This window comes from Acidovorax sp. FW305-C-20-28 (genome assembly GCF_058783375.1).
On record NZ_JBYSYM010000034.1, the window covers coordinates 13,372 to 29,653 of the forward strand.

Genomic DNA, 16,282 nt, shown 5'->3' on the forward strand with positions numbered 1-16,282 from the left:
CCACCACCATGGATGCCCCCCTGCTCGCGCTGCGCGGCATCTGCAAGCGCTTCGGTGCTTCGCATGCGCTCTCGGGCGTGGACTTCTCGCTGCAGGCGGGCGAGATCCACGCCCTGTGCGGCGAGAACGGCGCGGGCAAGTCCACGCTGATGAACATCATCGATGGCATCCACCAGCCGGACGCGGGCGAGATAGCGCTCGACGGCCGCGTGGTGGCCATCGGTGGTCCGGCCCAGGCCATGCGCCTGGGCATCGGCCTGGTGCACCAGGAGATCGCCCTGTGCGCCGACGCCACCGTGGCCGAGAACATCTTCATGCCCGAGATCAACGCCGGTCGGCAGGCATGGATGGACTACGCCAGCCTCAACGAGCGCGCGGCCCGGGTGCTGCAGCGGCTGGGCCAGGACATCGACCCCGCGGCCTGCGTGGGCGACCTGCCCATCTCCAGCCAGCAGTTGATCGAGATCGCCAAGGCGCTCACGCTCGACTGCAAGGTGCTGATCCTCGATGAGCCGACCGCCGCGCTCACCGACAACGAGTCGGCCGCCCTCTTTCGCGTGCTGCACGACCTCAAGGACCAGGGCATCGGCATCATCTACATCAGCCACCGCATGGCCGAGATCTTTGCCCACTGCACACGCGTGACCGTGCTGCGCGATGGGCGCAACGTGCATTCGGGCCCACTGGCCGAACTCGACGCCGACGGCCTGGTGCGCCGCATGGTCGGGCGCGACCTGGGCAACTACTACCCGCCCAAGCAGCAGGAGGCCGATGCCACAGCCCCCGTGCTGGAGGTGCAGGACCTGGCCGATGGCGAGCGCGTGCACGGCGTGTCCTTCACCGTACAGCGCGGCGAGGTGCTGGGCATCGCCGGGCTCATGGGTGCCGGGCGCAGCGAGATGGCGCAGACCCTGTGCGGCCTGCGCCCCACCACCGGCGGCAGCGTGCGCCTGAATGGCAAGCCACTGGCGATCCGCAAGTACAGCGACGCGCTGCGCGCCGGCATCGCCTACCTCAGCGAAGACCGCAAGGCCGCGGGCGTCTACCTGGACCTGCCGATCGCGCAGAACATCGCCTCGATGGCACTGGCACGCGTGAGCTCGCGCTTCGGTCTGCTGCAACGCGCCAGCGAACACCGGCTGGCGCAGGAGTTGGGCACGCGCCTGAAGCTCAAGTCCGATGGCGTGCAGATCGAGGTGGCGAGTCTTTCGGGCGGCAACCAGCAGAAGGTGGCGATTGCCAAGCTGCTGGCCACCAACCCCGCCGTGCTGCTGATGGACGAGCCCACGCGCGGCGTGGACGTGGGGGCCAAGTCGGAGATCCACCACATCCTGCGCGACCTGGCCTGCCAGGGCGTGGGCGTGGTGGTCATCTCCTCGGAGCTGCCCGAGATCATCGGGCTGTGCGACCGGGCCCTGGTCATCCGCGACGGCCGCGTCGCGGGCGAGGTGCAAGGCAAGGACATGACGGAAGAGGCCCTGCTGCGGCTGGCCTCGGGATTGGAACGACAACACGAGGAAATGGCATGAATCACCCCGCACAACTGGATGCCGGCAGCGTGGCCGGCCTGCAGCCCCTGCGCGAGACCCAGCAACCGGGAGGGCCCGGAAAGCCGGGCGGAACCAAGCTCACGAGCATGCGCGAGATGGGCCTCCTGGTCATCATCCTGGCGCTGTGCGTGGGCATGAGCTTCGCCTCGCCCTACTTCCTGACCTGGGACAACATCCGCGCCATGCTGCTCTCGTTCTCCATCGAGGGCATCGTGGTGGTGGGCATGACCATTTTGCTCATCGTGGGTGGCATCGACCTGTCGGTGGGCTCCGTCGTCTGCTTTGCCATGGTGGTCACGGGCAAGCTGTTCCTGATGGGCATGGACCCGTGGACGGCCGGCCTCATTGCGATCGCGGCCAGTGCCCTCATCGGCGCCATGATCGGCGGCTGCGTGGTGCGCATCGGGCTGAACCACTTCATCGCCTCGCTGGCCTTCATGGTCATCGTGCGCGGCCTGTGCCTGGCGCTCACCCAGGGCACGCCGCAGTCGCTGTTCTCGCTGCCGGCCTCGTTCAAGTTCATCGGCCAGGGCACGCTGTTCGGCATTCCGGCCGTGATCCTGATCTTCCTTTTCATCGTGGTGGTCAGCGACTTCGTGCTGCGCCGCGCCAGCCTGCTGCGCCGCGTGTTCTACACCGGCAGCAACGAGAAGGCGGCGCTGTACTCGGGCATCCGCGTGGGCCACGTGAAGTTCTGGGTCACGGTGCTGTGCGCGGCCTCGGCCGGCCTGGCCGGCGTGATCTACACCGCGCGCTTCGGTGCGGCCACGCCGACCTTCGGCGTGGGCATGGAGCTCAACGTGATTGCCGCAGCGGTGATCGGCGGCGCCAGCCTCAAGGGCGGCTCGGGCACGGTGCTCGGTGCCGTGCTGGGCCTGGCCCTGCTCTCGGTGGTGACCAGCTCGCTGATCCTGCTGGATGTCTCGCCCTACTGGCAGGACGTGATCAAGGGCCTGATCCTGCTGGCCGCCGTGACCATCGACCACCTCATGAACACCCGAAAGACCAAGCGATGAATGCCGTGATGATGAACGCAGCGATGAAGACCACCACCCTGGGCCCCTCGGGCATCCAGTGCTCGGCCATTGGCCTGGGCACCTGGGCCATGGGCGGCTGGATGTGGGGCGGGCAGGACAGCGCTGCCGCTACGGAGGCGATCCACGCCTCGCTCGATGCCGGGGTGACGCTGGTCGACACCGCGCCGGCCTACGGCCTGGGTGCCTCCGAGCGCCTCGTGGGCGCCGCGCTCAAGGGCCGCCGCCACGAAGCCGTGATCGCCACCAAGTGCGGCCTGGTCTGGCACACGCAGCAGGGCACGCACTTCTTCGACGAAGACGGTCACCCGGTCTACCGCCACCTGGGCCGCGCGTCGATCTTCCACGAAGCCGAGGAGAGCTTGAAGCGCCTGCAGACCGACTACATCGACCTGTACATCACCCACTGGCAGGACAGCACCACGCCCGTGGAAGAGACCATGGACGCCCTGCTCGACCTCAAGAAGCAGGGCAAGATCCGCGCGATCGGCGTGAGCAATGTGGACGCCCCGACGCTGGCCGAGTACCTGCGCCATGGCCCCGTGGACGCCGCGCAGGAGCGCTACAGCCTGATCGACCGCGAGATCGAGCAGACCCTGCTGCCCCTGTGCGGCCGCAACAACGTGGCCATCCTGGGCTATTCCTCGCTGGCGCTGGGCCTGCTGGCCGGCCCCATCGACCCGGCACGCCAGTTCACGGGCGACGACCAGCGCGCCACCAACCCGCGCTTCAGTGCGGCCAACCGCACCCGGCTCCAAGCCTTCTTCGATGAGCTGGAGCCCCTGCGCCGGCAGTTCGGCTGCTCCTTCGGGCAGTTGATGATCGCCTGGACACTGGCCAGCGGCAGCGTGTCGGTGGCGCTGTGCGGTGCGCGCACGCGGGCACAGGCCACCGAGAACGCCACCGCGGGCGCGCTGGACCTGCCCGAGGAGGCCGTGCAGCGCATCGACGATGCCGCGGCCGCCCACCTGAAGGCCCTGGCCTGAACCGTACCCACCCTCCTCCCCCCAACCCAAGGATTTCTTCGTATGTCGAAAGACAAGACCGCACGCCTGAACCGCCTGCTGACCAACGGCCGCTGCCTGGACATCGCGCTCGACCACGGCGTATGCAACGAACCCAGCTTCCTCAATGGCCTGGAAGACATGCCCCAGGTGATGGACAAGCTCGTGGCCGCCGCGCCCGACGCCATCCAGCTCAACTACGGCCAGGCCGACCTGCTGCAGGACCGCCCGGGGCGCAGCAAGCCCGCGCTGGTGATGCGCCTGGACATGGGCAACCCCTACAACGCCACGGCCCACCGCGTGATGTGGGCTGTGCTGCAGAACGAGCACGACCCGGTGCTGCCGGCCGTGCAGCGCGACGCGGCCTGCGTGGTGGTCAACCTGTTCATGTTGCCCAATGAGCCCGACCTGTTCCGCCAGTGCGTGCAGAACATCGCCCGAGTGCGCGCCGACTGCGACCGCTATGGCATGCCGCTGATGATCGAGCCGCTGGTGATGCGCCCGCACAGCGACCAGGGCGGCTACATGGTCGACGGCGATGCAGAGAAGATCGTCACCCTGGTACGCCTGGCGCGCGAGATGGGGGCCGACATCGTGAAGGCCGACCCCACTACCGACCCCGCCGACTTCCACCGCGTGGTGCAGGCCGCGCGCTGCCCGGTGCTGGTGCGCGGCGGCGGCCGCGAGGACCTGCAGCAGGTGTTCGCCCGCTCGCGCGTGCTGCTGGACCAGGGCGCCGTGGGCATGGTCTATGGCCGCAACGTGTACCAGCATGCCAACCCCTCGGCCGTGGTGAATGCGTTGATGTCGATGATCCACCGCGGCGCCAGCGCTGCCGAAGCGTGGCGCCTGTACGAATCCACTCCCGCCTGACCCCCCATGAAAGCGTCCTGGATCCTCGCCGCAGCGCTGTTTTCGGCGGGCGCATTCGCACAGGGTGCTCCAGTGCGTATCGGCGTGATCGGCCCTTTCACCGGCGGATCGGCCGATGTGGGCACGGCCATGCTCAACGGCATCCGCATGGCTGTGGACGAGATCAATGCGGTGGGCGGCTACCTGGGCCGCTCGCTGGAACTCGAAATCAGGGACGACTTCGCCGTTCCTGAGAAGGGACTGGCCGCGGCCAAGGAACTGGTGGAGCAGAGGGTGGTGGCCACCATCGGAGTCTGCGACAACGGCGTGGGCATGAAGGTGGTGGATGTCTTTCAGCAAGCCAAGGTGCCGCTCGTGATCCCGTGCGCCACGGGCACGCCGCTTACAGCAAAGTTCCCCTCGGCGCAGAGTTTCATCTTCCGCACCGCCCCCCGCGATGCGATCCAGGCGGCGTTCATCGTCGACGACATTCTCAAACGCGGCTGGAACCGGGTGGCGGTGTTTGCAGACGCCACGGACTACGGCAGTGCCGGCTTGCACGACGTCGTGCAGGCCCTGGCAAGACAGGGCATCAGACCGGTGTACACAGCGCGCGTCGAAGCCAACGCAAAGGATGTGGTGGCGCAACTGACCGAGGCCAGAGCAGCCCACGCCAACGTCATCCTGAGTTACGCCGCGGGCCCAGAGGCCGCCACCATCGCCAACGGCCGCAAGACCATGGGCTGGAAGGTACCGCAGGTGGGTGCCTGGCCCCTTTCGTTCCCCAACTACATCGATGGCGCCTATGGCGGCGCGGAAGGATCGCTCATGGCGCAGACCTTCATCGCCGAGCCGAGCAACGAGCGCCGCGCCGCCTTCCTCAGCACCTACGCCCGCAAATTCAGCATGTCTCGCATCCGCGTACCCATGGCAGCGGCCCAGGCCTATGACGCGACCTATCTGCTGACATACGCGTTGCTGGGCATCCACAACGGCGACCTGAATGGGTCGGCCGTCAAGCACGCGCTGGAAACCATGCCCCGCGTCTTCTACGGTGTTGTCGCCACCTACGAGAAGCCGTTTTCACTGGAGGACAAGGAGGCCATCAGCCAGAACATGCTGGTGGTGGGACTGGTGCGCAATTCCAGCGTCACCTTCGCCTATCCAGAGGATGCGCGTCGCAACCTGTTCGTGCAAAGAAAGAAGTAAGTCCTGAACGCACCCTGCCGTGTGCTCGTGGATGCCCCACGCGCCCGGTGCCTGGGCAGGCACCGGGCCGACCTGGGCCGCGAGCACCAAGGGTGAGAAGAAAAAAGAAGAGAGTGAGCGAGAGAGAGGGAAAAAAGAGGAGCTCTGAGGTCGGTGGCACACGCACCACTGACCGAGAGCGCCCACGCGTTTTCGTGTGCACTCGACCTGCACAGGCATGACGGAACAACCGAAGAAAAAGTTCGGTGAGCCCCACAACCAGGAGACGACAATGAAGATCCGGTACTACTTGATGGCACTGTTGCTACCGTTCGCCACCTTGCTCACGCATGCGGCGATCACGGGGGTCAGCCCCATGACCACCCTCACCACCATGGCGTCCGCCATCACCCAGGCGGCCGAAGTCCCTCTGCCGCTGCAGGGACCGGGGCTGGGCAATCTCACCTACACCTCTGCCGAGCTGTTCAAGCCGGTCTCCATGATCACCCGCGCCTCGGGCGACGTGCCGGCCACCTACCCCGGCCGCAAGGACTACGGGCTGAACGTGGGCATCATGCTCAACGGCTATTTCCTGACCTCCTTCGCGCCCGACAGCGGCCTGGGCCCGGGGGGCTTTCTGCTCTACGACGTGTCCAACCCGCGCGCCATCGTGCTCGTCAAGAAGATCTACGAGCCCGAAGGGCGCACCAAGGAGTTCCGCGAGGCGCACGCCTTTGGCACGGCCAAGATCGGCGGCAAACAGTACGTGGTGGTGCCCAGCATCAAGGGCATCGAGTTCTGGGACTTCACCGACATCAACAACATCCAGCAGGTCAAGAAGCTCTCGCTGCCCACCGTCAATGGCGGTGACTACACCAACGTGGCCTGGCAACTGTGGTGGCAGGCCCCCTATGTGTACGTGGCCTCGGCCAATGATGGCGTGTACATCGTGGACGCCACCGACCCGGCCAATGCCGTCATCGCCAACCGCGGCACGGGCAAGCCCAACCCGGTGCCCACGGGCGAGCTCGGGGGCTTTCGCGTCGGCCCCATCTTCACCATGGGCAACCACATGGTGCTCTCGTCGATGGACAACACCGATGGCTTTGCCAGCCTCGACATCTCCGACCCACTCAACCCCAAGGTGCTGGACACCGTAGGCTCCAACCCCAACTACTACGCCACCTGCTTCGACGGCCGCAACCTGCATGCCTCGGCCCGCGGCGGCGGCGCCAGGATGTACAGCTACGACCTGCTGGACCGCACGCAGTTCGTGGCGGAGGACAACCGCCTGGTCATCGACGAGCAGCTGTACTGCGGCACCCAGGACCACTACGTCTTCCAGGGCGCGCAGTTCAAGGTGCACAAGGTGGACGTGAGCAACCCGCTCAACCACGTCGAGGTGGGCCAGGGCAGCCTGTTCGCCACCAACGACCCCGAGTACTCGCACTCCGACCACGGCCAGGTCGCCCCCATGGGCAACCTGCTGTTCATCGGCAACGACCATGGCTCGGGCAGCGGCTTCATCGTGCACCAGACGGCCCCCGACACCACACCGCCGGCCGTCAAGCAGACCTCGCCCGCCAACGGCGCCAGGCAGCAGGCGCTGACCTCGCGCATCGGCGTGGGGCTGACGGACAGCATCCGGCCCGAGAGCGTGCATGCCGGCACCTTCATCGTGCGCCCGGTCAACGGCAATGCGCTGGCCGGCACCTACAGCGTGCAGCTGGGCATCATCAACTTCCACCCCACGCAACCCCTGGTGGCCGGCACCAGCTATGAGATCGTGCTCACCGCGGGCGGCGTGAAGGACTATGCGGGCAACGGCATCGCAGCCGAATACAAGGCCGTGTTCCACACCGGCAATGCCACCGACATCAGCCTCATGAACCACTGGCCGCTGTCGACCACCCTGACCGACGAGATCGGCGCCAACAACGGCACGGCCTCGGCGGCCGATCAGTTCGGCAGCATCGGCCTGAACTTCGCCCAGCGCACGGGCGGCGTGCCGCTCAAGAACGATGGCGTGGCCACGGCCCTGGGCGGCACGGCCTCGCTGGCCTTCTACATGAAGACCACGCAGAACGGCTCGGCCAATGCCTGGACGGCACCCGGCCTCTTCGGGCGCGACCAGAGCGGCGGGGCCGACGATGTGTTCTGGGGCTGGATCGACAACACCGGGCGCATGAACCTCTCGGTGGGCAATGTGGCGGCGAACAACCCTGGCACCCGCTCTGCCGCCGCCGTGAACGACGGCAACTGGCACCATGTGGTGATGACGCGCGACGCCGCCTCGGGCGCGCAGACGCTCTACATCGACGGCAACAAGACCAGCTCCACCGGCCTCACGGGCACCAAAGGCCTGTCCAACAAGTTCGCGCTGCTCGGGCAGATCCAGGGCAATACCGACTTCTTCCGCGGCAGCCTGGCCGACGTGCGGGTCTATGGCCGCGTGCTCAGCGATACGGACGTCACGCAGCTGCGCTCGCAGGCCATCATCGGCGATGCTGGCGTGAGCGCCAGCCCTCAGTTGGTGAACGGGCAGCTGAGCTTCGCCCCCACCCGGCTGGGCGGGGACACGGGCGTCACCTACCGCTGGAACTTCGGCAACGGCACACAGACCGCCTTCTCGTCCCAGTCCAACACCACCTACAGCTACAACCGCCCCGGCCACTACACGGTGACGCTGACGGTGCGCAATGCCGCAGGCCAGGAGACCTTCTACACCTACAACGTGACGGTGATCTTCCCGGTGACGGCCACGGCGCCCACGCATTCGAGCAACATCGTGGGCGATGCCAACAGCGTCTATGCGGTGAATCCGGACAGCGGCACGGTCGCCGCCATCGATGCGCAGGCGATGACCAAGCGCTGGGAGACCCGAGTGGGCGACGAGCCCAAGACCCTGGCGCGCGCCCCGGACGGCCGCATCTGGGTCACCGTGCAGGGCGAGGACAAGCTCGTGGCCCTGAACCCAGCCGATGGCAGCATCTCGGCCACGGTGAACCTGGCCTACGGCAGCGGCCCCTACGGCGTGGCCTTCACGCCCAACGGCAGCAAGGGCCTGCTCACGCTGGAGAGCAAGTCCACGCTACTCACCTTCGACCCGGCCAACGGCAACACCACGGGCACGCTGGCGCTGGAGGGCGACCTGCGCGGCATTGCGGTGGCGGCCGATTCGCAGACGGCCTACATCACACGCTTCAAGTCCAAGATGACGGGCGGGCAACTGCACAAGGTGGGCCTCAACACCCTGGGCCTGCTCTCCAGCATCGCCCTGCCGGTGGACACGACGACGATCGACACCGAGAACAGTTCGCGCGGCGTGGCCAACTACCTGAGCCAGGTGGTGATCTCGCCCGACGGCTCGCGCGCGGTGCTGCCGGGCAAGAAGGACAACATCGTGCGCGGGCGCTTCCGCGACGGCAACGACCTGCTGCACGACCAGACGGTGCGCTCCATCCTCTCGCAGGTGGACCTGTCAGCGGCCACGCACCTGCTGCCCGAGCAGATCGACTTCGACGACCGTGCCCCAGCGCGCGCCGCCCTCTTCTCCCCTGCGGGCGATTACCTGTTCGTCGCGCAGATGGAGGGCAACAACATCGCCATCGTCGATGCCTACACCCGCGCCGTGCGCGGCGAGATCAATGCCAGCAGCGCGCCCCACGGCCTGTACCTGGACGCCACGCGCAAGCGCCTGTTCGTGAACAACTTCCTCGCGCGCTCGGTCACCGTGCACGATGTGGCCGACGTGCTGGCCTCGCGCAGCGCGGCCGCCGTGTTCCAGCAGAACATCACCACGGTGGCGCAGGAACCGCTGGCGGTGGCGGCACTGCGCGGCAAGCAGGTGTTCTACAACGCCGCCGATCGGCGCATGAGCAAGGACAACTACATGTCCTGCGCGAGCTGCCACGCCGACGGCGGCGACGACGGCATGGTCTGGGACTTCACCCAGCGCGGCGAGGGCCTGCGCCGCACCATCAGCCTGCAGGGCCGGCGCGGACTGGGCCACGGCAAGCTGCACTGGAGCGCCAACTTCGACGAGGTGCAGGACTTCGAGAACGACATGCGCAGCGCCTTCGGTGGCACCGGCTTCCTCAGCGACGCGGACTTCGCCGCCACCAGCGACCCGCTGGGTGCGCCCAAGGCCGGCCGCAATGCGCAGCTCGACGACCTTGCGGCCTACCTGGCCTCGCTCAACAAGTACATGCGCAGCCCGGCGCGTGCGGCCGATGGCAGCCTCACGGTGGAGGCCGCGCGCGGCCAGACCCTGTTCGCCAACGCCAACTGCGCCAGCTGCCATGCGGGCGGCACCTTCCAGGACGGCCTCAGGCACGATGTGGGAACCATCCAGCCCTCGTCGGGCAAGGGCGCCAACCAGCCGCTGGCCGGCGTGGGCTTCGACACCCCCACCCTGCTGGGCAGCTGGGCCGCCAAGTCCTACCTGCACAACGGCCAGAAGGCCAGCGTGCTGGACGTGATCGCGGGCGGCCACGGCAACGTGGCTGGCCTGCCCGCAGCCGACCGGCAGGCACTGGCCGACTACGTGCGCTCGCTGGACACGGCGGCCGAGTACACCACGCGCCTGCGCTCCAGCCACAGCAGCCTGTGCGTGAACATCCGCGGGGCCTCGGCCGCCAGCGGTGCGGTCGCCATCCAGTGGCCTTGTGGCACGGCAAACAACGAGACCTTCACGGTGCGCAATCTGGCGGGCGGCTACGTGCAGCTGGTGGCCAAGCACAGCAACCTGTGCCTGGCGCAGGACAGTGCGGCCACCAGCGGCGCGGGCGTCGTGCAACTGGCCTGCACGGTGGGCAACACGGCGCAGTGGACGCTGTCGGGATCGACGGTGCGCAACCGCGCCTCGGGCGCCTGCCTGGATGTGCCCAACAACTCCACGGCGCAGGACATCCCCCTGCTGACATGGACCTGCAACGGCGGCAACAACCAAAATTGGACACAGTTGCCCTGAGCACCTGAACCCGCTTGTCCAAAAGCCCGCCGCTGCATCTGCAGCGCGGGCTTTTTTTATGCCCGCAACTGTTTTCAAAACTGGAACAGTCAGTTCGCGACTGGGTGGTTTTTCCTTGGACGACACGGGCGTACAGTTCATCCCATCGATGAGCCGAACCCGCATGGCGACTCACCGAACCCGGTTCAGGAATGGTTTCTGGGCCGGTTTTTCGAGACGCTTTTTGATCCCAAGGATTTCATCATGAACACCACTGCACGTTTCCTCTCCATCGCCGCTGTTGCCGCTTTCGCATCGTTCGGCGCCCAGGCCGATGAGGCCGATGGCTCGCAATTCGCCCTGAAGTTCGAGACCAACCGCACCCGCGCCGAAGTCATCGCCGAAGCCGCCGCGGAAGCCCGCACGCACAGCATGGAGCCCACCGGCTCCCGCGTGCTGAGCTACCAGTCGACGGCCGACCGCGCCACGGTGCGCGCCCAGGCCGCCGAGGCCCTGCGCACCGGCCAGATCTCTTCGGGCGAAGCCGGTTACCTGTAATCAGCCCCTGCAAGAACACCACCCCATTCCAGAATTTGATTGATCGGAGCACTACCATGAACAACACCGCCCGTTTCCTCTCTGTCGCCGCCCTGGCCGTCTTTGCCTCCTTCGGTGCCCATGCCGATGAAGCCGACAGCTCGCAGTTCGCCCTGAAGTTCGAGACCAACCGCACCCGCGCCGAAGTGGCTGCCGAAGCCGCCGTGGAAGCCCGCACGCACAGCATGGAGCCCGCTGGCTCCCGTGTCGTGACCTACCAATCGAAGGCCGACCGCGCCGCCGTGCGTGCCGCCGCCGCCGAAGCCGTGCGCACCGGCCAGATCCCTTCAGGTGAGATCGGCGCCTTGTAATCGGCGCCGGGGCCAGGCTGCAGACCGCAACTGCAGCCCGCATGCAAAAGGCCGGGGCCCCTCGCGGGGCTCCGGCCTTTTTGGTGGCTCGTGCCTTTTTGCTTATTGCAACACGGTCACGCCGGTCTTGGCCTGCAGGGCCTCGAAGCTCACGCCAGGGGCCAGTTCGATCAGCTTGAGGCCTTGGGGCGTCACGTCCAGCACGGCCAGGTCGGTGATGATGCGGTCCACCACGCCCACGCCCGTGAGGGGCAGCGTGCACTGAGGCAGGATCTTCAGGTCTTCGGTGCCGTCCTTCTTCTTGGCCACATGCTCCATGAGCACGATCACGCGCTTGACGCCGGCCACGAGGTCCATGGCGCCGCCCATGCCCTTGACCATCTTGCCCGGGATCATCCAGTTGGCCAGGTCGCCCTTTTCGCTGACCTGCATGGCACCCAGGATGGACAGGTTGATCTTGCCGCCGCGGATCATGGCGAACGACTGATCGCTGCCGAAGATGGACGAGCCCTTGATCGTGGTCACGGTCTGCTTGCCGGCATTGATCAGGTCGGCGTCCACCGCATCTTCGGTCGGGAAGGGGCCGATGCCCAGCATGCCGTTCTCGGACTGCAGCCACACTTCCTTGTCACCCGTGAAGTTGGCCACCAGCGTGGGGATGCCGATGCCCAGGTTCACGTAGAAACCGTCTTCGAGTTCTTGCGCCGCACGGGCGGCCATCTGGTCTTGGGTCCACGGCATGGTCAGGCTCCTGCTTTCTCGGTGATGGTGCGTTTTTCAATGCGTTTTTCGGGGTGGGCGTTGTGCACGATGCGGTGCACGTAGATGCCGGGCAGGTGGATGTGATCGGGCTCGATGGCACCAGTCTCCACGACCTCTTCCACTTCCACGATGCAGATCTTGCCGGCGGTGGCGGCAGCGGGGTTGAAGTTGCGTGCCGTCAGGCGGAACTGCAGGTTGCCGGACTTGTCAGCGCGCCAGGCCTTGACCAGCGAGACGTCGGGCACGAGCGAGCGCTCCATCACATAGGTTTCGCCGTCGAACTCGCGCAGTTCCTTGCCCTCGGCCACGATGGTGCCCACGCCGGTCTTGGTGAAGAAGGCCGGGATGCCTGCACCGCCGGCACGCAGCTTCTCGGCCAGCGTGCCCTGGGGCGTGAACTCGAGCTCCAGTTCGCCCGCCAGGTACTGGCGTTCGAACTCCTTGTTCTCGCCCACGTAGGAGGAGATCATCTTCTTGATCTGGCGCGTCTCGAGCAGCTTGCCCAGGCCGAAGCCGTCGACGCCGGCGTTGTTGGAGATCACGGTGAGGTTCTTCACGGCCGAGTCGCGCAGCGCGTCGATCAAGGCCTCAGGGATGCCGCACAGCCCGAAACCACCGACGGCCAGCAACTGGCCATCTGCCACCACGCCTTCCAGCGCCTTGGCTGCGGAGGGAAAAATCTTGTTCACCACGATCTCCTTGCGAATGTTGGATGCGATACGATACTACGTATAGACATAAGTAGTACCCCGTAAAGACTTGCACTATGGACGTAGATTACCGGCTGGCGTTTGACATGGCCCCTGTGGGGCTGGTGCTGTCGCGCAACCGCACCATGGTGGACTGCAACCGCCACGTCTGCGAGATGTTCGGCGCCTCGCGCGAGGTGCTGATCGGTCAGTCGTTCCAGGTCCTGTACCCCAGCGCCGACGAGTACGAGCGCCTGGGTGCGCACATGGAGCCCATCCTCAACGCCAAGGGCCACTACGCCGACAACCGCATCATGAAGCGCGCCAATGGCGAAGTCTTCTGGTGCCATGTCTCAGGCCGCGCCCTGAACCGCGAAGACCCCCATGCCTCGGGCATCTGGAGCTTCGAGGACCTGAGCTCGCAGCGCCCCGTGAAGGCCGAGCTCACCGGGCGCGAACGCGAGGTCGCCGCCCGCCTGCTGGAGGGCCTGACCTCCAAGGAGATCGGCCGCGCGCTGGAGATCAGCCACCGCACGGTGGAGATCTACCGCGCGCGCCTCATGCGCAAGTACAACGCGTCCACCGCGGCGGACCTGGTGCACAAACTCCTGGCTGGAGAGTAGGCCCTGATTCGGCCTACTTCGGAGTGTCCACCACCTCGGCTGCCGTGCGAAAGGCCTCCACCGCCGCCGGCAGGCCGCAGTAGATGCTGGCGTGCAGCAGCACCTCCTGGATCTCGGCCGCCGTGGCGCCGTTGTTGAGCGCGCCGCGCACATGGCCCTTGAGCTCGTGCTGCTTGCCCAGCGCCGTGAGAAAGGCCACGGTGACCAGGCTGCGCGTCTTCATGTCCAGGCCCGGGCGCTGCCACACATCGCCCCAGGCATTGCGCGTGATGAACTCCTGGATGGGCTGGGTGAACTCGGTGGCATTGCCAAAGGCCTTGGCCACGAAGTCCTCGCCCATGACCTGCTTGCGCGTGGCCAGGCCCTTGTCGAAGTCTTTGCTGCTGGATGGGGGTTGTTGCTGCGTCATGCGGTCTCTCCGGTTGGTTTGAGGCCGCGATGGTAGCCGCATAAAAAAACGCTCCCTGCAGCCCCGTCACCGGGGCATGCAGGGAGCGCTTTCATTCAGTCCGCTCAGGCCTTGAGGTCAAAGCGGTCGAGGTTCATCACCTTGGTCCAGGCCTTCACGAAGTCCTGCACGAACACGGCCTGGGCGTCGCTGCTGCCATAGACCTCGGCCAGCGCACGCAGTTGCGAGTTGGAGCCGAACACCAAATCGGCCACGGTGCCCGTCCACTTCGCGGCGCCGCTGGCGCGGTCCACGCCTTCGAGCACGCCGGCTGCCGATGCCGACTTCTGCCACTTGGTGCGCATGTCCAGCAGGTTCACGAAGAAGTCGTTCGTGAGGGCACCGGGCGTCTTGGTGAAGACGCCATGGCCGCCCTGCCCTGCGTTGGCCCCCAGGGCGCGCAGTCCACCCACCAGCACCGTCATCTCGGGGCCGGTCAGCGTGAGCTGGTTGGCGCGGTCGATCAGCAGCTCGGCCACGGCGCCTTCGAGGCCCGGGCGCACGTAGTTGCGGAACCCATCGGCCAATGGCTCCATGACCTCGAACGAGGGCACATCGGTCTGCTCCTGCGAAGCGTCCATGCGGCCTGGTGCGAAGGGCACCATCACCTCCTGGCCGGCGCTGCGGGCGGCCGATTCGATGGCGGCGGCACCACCGAGCACGATGAGGTCGGCAATGGAGACCTTCTTGCCGCCGGCCTGCGCGGCATTGAACTCACCCTGGATGGCTTCGAGCTTGCCCAGCACCTTGGCCAACTGGGCGGGCTGGTTCACCTCCCAGTCCTTCTGCGGTGCCAGGCGCACACGGGCCCCATTGGCACCGCCGCGCTTGTCGCCACCGCGGTAGGTGGAGGCCGAGGCCCAGGCGGTGGACACCAGCTCCGCAACCGACAGGCCCGACGCCAGGATCTTGGCCTTGAGCACCGTCACGTCCTGCGCGTCCACCAGGGCATGGTCCACCTCGGGAATCGGGTCCTGCCAGATCAGCACCTCGGCCGGAACCTCGGGGCCGAGGTAGCGCACGCGCGGGCCCATGTCGCGGTGGGTCAGCTTGAACCAGGCGCGCGCAAACGCATCGGCGAACTGCTCGGGGTGTGCGAGAAAGCGGCGCGAGATCTTCTCGTAGGCCGGGTCCTGGCGCAGCGACAGGTCGGTGGTGAGCATGGTGGGCACGCGCTTCTTCGAAGGATCGTGCGCATCGGGGATGGTCGCCTCGGCGCCCTTGGCGGTCCACTGGTGGGCGCCGGCCGGGCTCTTGGTCAGCTCCCACTCGAAGCCGAACAGGTTCTCGAAGAAGTTGTTGCTCCACTTGGTGGGCGTGGTGGTCCAGGTCACTTCCAGGCCACTCGTGATGGCGTCACCGCCAAAGCCGCTGCCGTGCTTGCTGATCCAGCCGAAGCCCTGGTCCTCGATGCCGCCGCCCTCGGGCTCCTTGCCCACCAGCGCCGCGTCGCCCGCGCCGTGGGTCTTGCCGAAAGTGTGGCCGCCGGCGATCAGCGCCACGGTCTCTTCATCGTCCATGGCCATGCGGGCAAAGGTGTCGCGGATGTCGCGCGCCGCGGCGATGGGGTCGGGGTTGCCGTTGGGGCCCTCGGGGTTCACGTAGATCAGGCCCATCTGCACGGCGGCCAGGGGCTTGGCCAGGTCGCGCTCGCCGCTGTAGCGCTGGTCGCCGCCCAGCCAGGTGGTCTCTGCGCCCCAGTAGACGTTCTCATCGGGTTCCCACACGTCGGGGCGGCCACCGCCGAAACCGAAGGTCTTGAAGCCCATGGATTCGAGCGCCACATTGCCCGTGAGGATCATCAGGTCGGCCCAGGAGATCTTGCGGCCGTACTTCTGCTTGATGGGCCAGAGCAGGCGCCGCGCCTTGTCCAGGTTGGCGTTGTCGGGCCAGCTGTTGAGCGGCGCAAAGCGCTGCTGCCCGGCCCCTGCACCCCCACGGCCATCGGCCAGGCGGTAGGTGCCGGCGCTGTGCCAGGCCATGCGGATGAACAGCGGGCCGTAGTGGCCGAAATCGGCCGGCCACCAGTCCTGCGAGTCGGTCATCAGCGCATGCAGGTCGGCCTTCACGGCCGCGAGGTCCAGGCTCTTGAACTCCTCGGCGTAGTCGAAGCCGTCGCCCATGGGGTCGACGAGCGGAGAGCTCTGGTTGAGCGGGCGCAGGTTAAGCTGGTTGGGCCACCAGTCGGCATTGCCGCGGCCCTTGGGGGCGGCTGCCTTGGTGTGGTCGAACGGGCATTTGGCTTCGGCTGTCATGGGGTCTCTCCTTGTGTA

13 protein-coding genes are annotated in these 16,282 nt (G+C 66.8%); 9 read left to right on the forward strand and 4 right to left on the reverse strand.

Annotated elements, in window-relative coordinates; genetic code table 11:
* Nucleotides 1–8: 8 nt before the first annotated feature.
* The 8 genes from AC3WOH_RS28595 to AC3WOH_RS28630 all read left to right on the forward strand — a co-directional run bounded on the left by AC3WOH_RS28595 (nt 9) and on the right by AC3WOH_RS28630 (nt 11,487).
* Entirely contained in the window at nt 9–1,529 is a 1,521-nt protein-coding gene (locus AC3WOH_RS28595; protein ID WP_492232735.1) for a sugar ABC transporter ATP-binding protein, read from the forward strand.
* Nucleotides 1,526–2,566, forward strand: a complete 1,041-nt coding sequence (locus tag AC3WOH_RS28600; protein ID WP_492232690.1) for an ABC transporter permease — start codon at nt 1,526–1,528, stop codon at nt 2,564–2,566. The genes AC3WOH_RS28595 and AC3WOH_RS28600 overlap by 4 nt, the downstream gene beginning before the upstream one ends.
* Nucleotides 2,563–3,570: an aldo/keto reductase gene (locus AC3WOH_RS28605; RefSeq protein ID WP_492232691.1), complete on the forward strand. Its 1,008-nt coding sequence runs from the start codon at nt 2,563–2,565 to the stop codon at nt 3,568–3,570. Before AC3WOH_RS28600 ends, AC3WOH_RS28605 begins: the two co-directional genes overlap by 4 nt.
* A 42-nt stretch (nt 3,571–3,612) precedes the next feature.
* On the forward strand, nt 3,613–4,461 hold the full coding sequence (locus AC3WOH_RS28610; RefSeq protein ID WP_492232692.1) for a class I fructose-bisphosphate aldolase: 849 nt from the start codon (nt 3,613–3,615) through the stop codon (nt 4,459–4,461).
* Between the two features lie 6 nt (nt 4,462–4,467).
* Nucleotides 4,468–5,649, forward strand: a complete 1,182-nt coding sequence (locus AC3WOH_RS28615) for an ABC transporter substrate-binding protein (RefSeq protein ID WP_492232693.1) — start codon at nt 4,468–4,470, stop codon at nt 5,647–5,649.
* A 271-nt stretch (nt 5,650–5,920) separates the two neighbouring features.
* A complete protein-coding gene (locus AC3WOH_RS28620; protein ID WP_492232694.1) occupies nt 5,921–10,600 on the forward strand; it encodes an Ig-like domain-containing protein in 4,680 nt (1,559 codons plus the stop codon).
* A gap of 243 nt (nt 10,601–10,843) precedes the next feature.
* Complete coding sequence (locus AC3WOH_RS28625; protein WP_492232695.1) at nt 10,844–11,137, forward strand: DUF4148 domain-containing protein; 294 nt, start codon at nt 10,844–10,846, stop codon at nt 11,135–11,137.
* A gap of 56 nt (nt 11,138–11,193) precedes the next feature.
* Entirely contained in the window at nt 11,194–11,487 is a 294-nt protein-coding gene (locus tag AC3WOH_RS28630; RefSeq protein ID WP_492232696.1) for a DUF4148 domain-containing protein, read from the forward strand.
* Between the two features lie 102 nt (nt 11,488–11,589).
* On the opposite strand, the gene AC3WOH_RS28635 is transcribed toward AC3WOH_RS28630, so the two are convergent.
* Nucleotides 11,590–12,228: a 3-oxoacid CoA-transferase subunit B gene (locus AC3WOH_RS28635; protein WP_492232697.1), complete on the reverse strand. Its 639-nt coding sequence runs from the start codon at nt 12,226–12,228 to the stop codon at nt 11,590–11,592.
* A 2-nt stretch (nt 12,229–12,230) separates the two neighbouring features.
* Nucleotides 12,231–12,938 (reverse strand): CoA transferase subunit A, encoded by a 708-nt coding sequence (locus tag AC3WOH_RS28640; protein WP_492232698.1) that lies wholly within the window; start codon nt 12,936–12,938, stop codon nt 12,231–12,233.
* Between the two features lie 77 nt (nt 12,939–13,015).
* On the opposite strand from AC3WOH_RS28640, the gene AC3WOH_RS28645 reads away from it, so the two are divergent.
* On the forward strand, nt 13,016–13,561 hold the full coding sequence (locus tag AC3WOH_RS28645; protein ID WP_492232699.1) for a LuxR C-terminal-related transcriptional regulator: 546 nt from the start codon (nt 13,016–13,018) through the stop codon (nt 13,559–13,561).
* A 13-nt stretch (nt 13,562–13,574) separates the two neighbouring features.
* Here the strand turns inward: AC3WOH_RS28645 and AC3WOH_RS28650 are convergent, their stop codons facing one another.
* The gene (locus AC3WOH_RS28650; protein WP_492232700.1) at nt 13,575–13,970 is read right to left on the reverse strand and encodes a carboxymuconolactone decarboxylase family protein; all 396 of its coding nucleotides are present in this window, start codon (nt 13,968–13,970) and stop codon (nt 13,575–13,577) included.
* Between the two features lie 104 nt (nt 13,971–14,074).
* The gene (katG, locus tag AC3WOH_RS28655) at nt 14,075–16,264 is read right to left on the reverse strand and encodes a catalase/peroxidase HPI (RefSeq protein ID WP_492232701.1); all 2,190 of its coding nucleotides are present in this window, start codon (nt 16,262–16,264) and stop codon (nt 14,075–14,077) included.
* Nucleotides 16,265–16,282 lie beyond the last annotated feature (18 nt).

What these genes read in the sequence shown, in the direction of transcription:
- AC3WOH_RS28595 (WP_492232735.1), top strand. Translation starts at nt 9, where the DNA reads ATGGATGCCCCCCTGCTCGCGCTGCGCGGCATCTGCAAGCGCTTCGGT.
- AC3WOH_RS28600 (WP_492232690.1), top strand. Translation starts at nt 1,526, where the DNA reads ATGAATCACCCCGCACAACTGGATGCCGGCAGCGTGGCCGGCCTGCAG.
- AC3WOH_RS28605 (WP_492232691.1), top strand. Translation starts at nt 2,563, where the DNA reads ATGAATGCCGTGATGATGAACGCAGCGATGAAGACCACCACCCTGGGC.
- AC3WOH_RS28610 (WP_492232692.1), top strand. Translation starts at nt 3,613, where the DNA reads ATGTCGAAAGACAAGACCGCACGCCTGAACCGCCTGCTGACCAACGGC.
- AC3WOH_RS28615 (WP_492232693.1), top strand. Translation starts at nt 4,468, where the DNA reads ATGAAAGCGTCCTGGATCCTCGCCGCAGCGCTGTTTTCGGCGGGCGCA.
- AC3WOH_RS28620 (WP_492232694.1), top strand. Translation starts at nt 5,921, where the DNA reads ATGAAGATCCGGTACTACTTGATGGCACTGTTGCTACCGTTCGCCACC.
- AC3WOH_RS28625 (WP_492232695.1), top strand. Translation starts at nt 10,844, where the DNA reads ATGAACACCACTGCACGTTTCCTCTCCATCGCCGCTGTTGCCGCTTTC.
- AC3WOH_RS28630 (WP_492232696.1), top strand. Translation starts at nt 11,194, where the DNA reads ATGAACAACACCGCCCGTTTCCTCTCTGTCGCCGCCCTGGCCGTCTTT.
- AC3WOH_RS28635 (WP_492232697.1), bottom strand. Translation starts at nt 12,228, where the DNA reads ATGCCGTGGACCCAAGACCAGATGGCCGCCCGTGCGGCGCAAGAACTC.
- AC3WOH_RS28645 (WP_492232699.1), top strand. Translation starts at nt 13,016, where the DNA reads ATGGACGTAGATTACCGGCTGGCGTTTGACATGGCCCCTGTGGGGCTG.
- AC3WOH_RS28650 (WP_492232700.1), bottom strand. Translation starts at nt 13,970, where the DNA reads ATGACGCAGCAACAACCCCCATCCAGCAGCAAAGACTTCGACAAGGGC.
- katG (WP_492232701.1), bottom strand. Translation starts at nt 16,264, where the DNA reads ATGACAGCCGAAGCCAAATGCCCGTTCGACCACACCAAGGCAGCCGCC.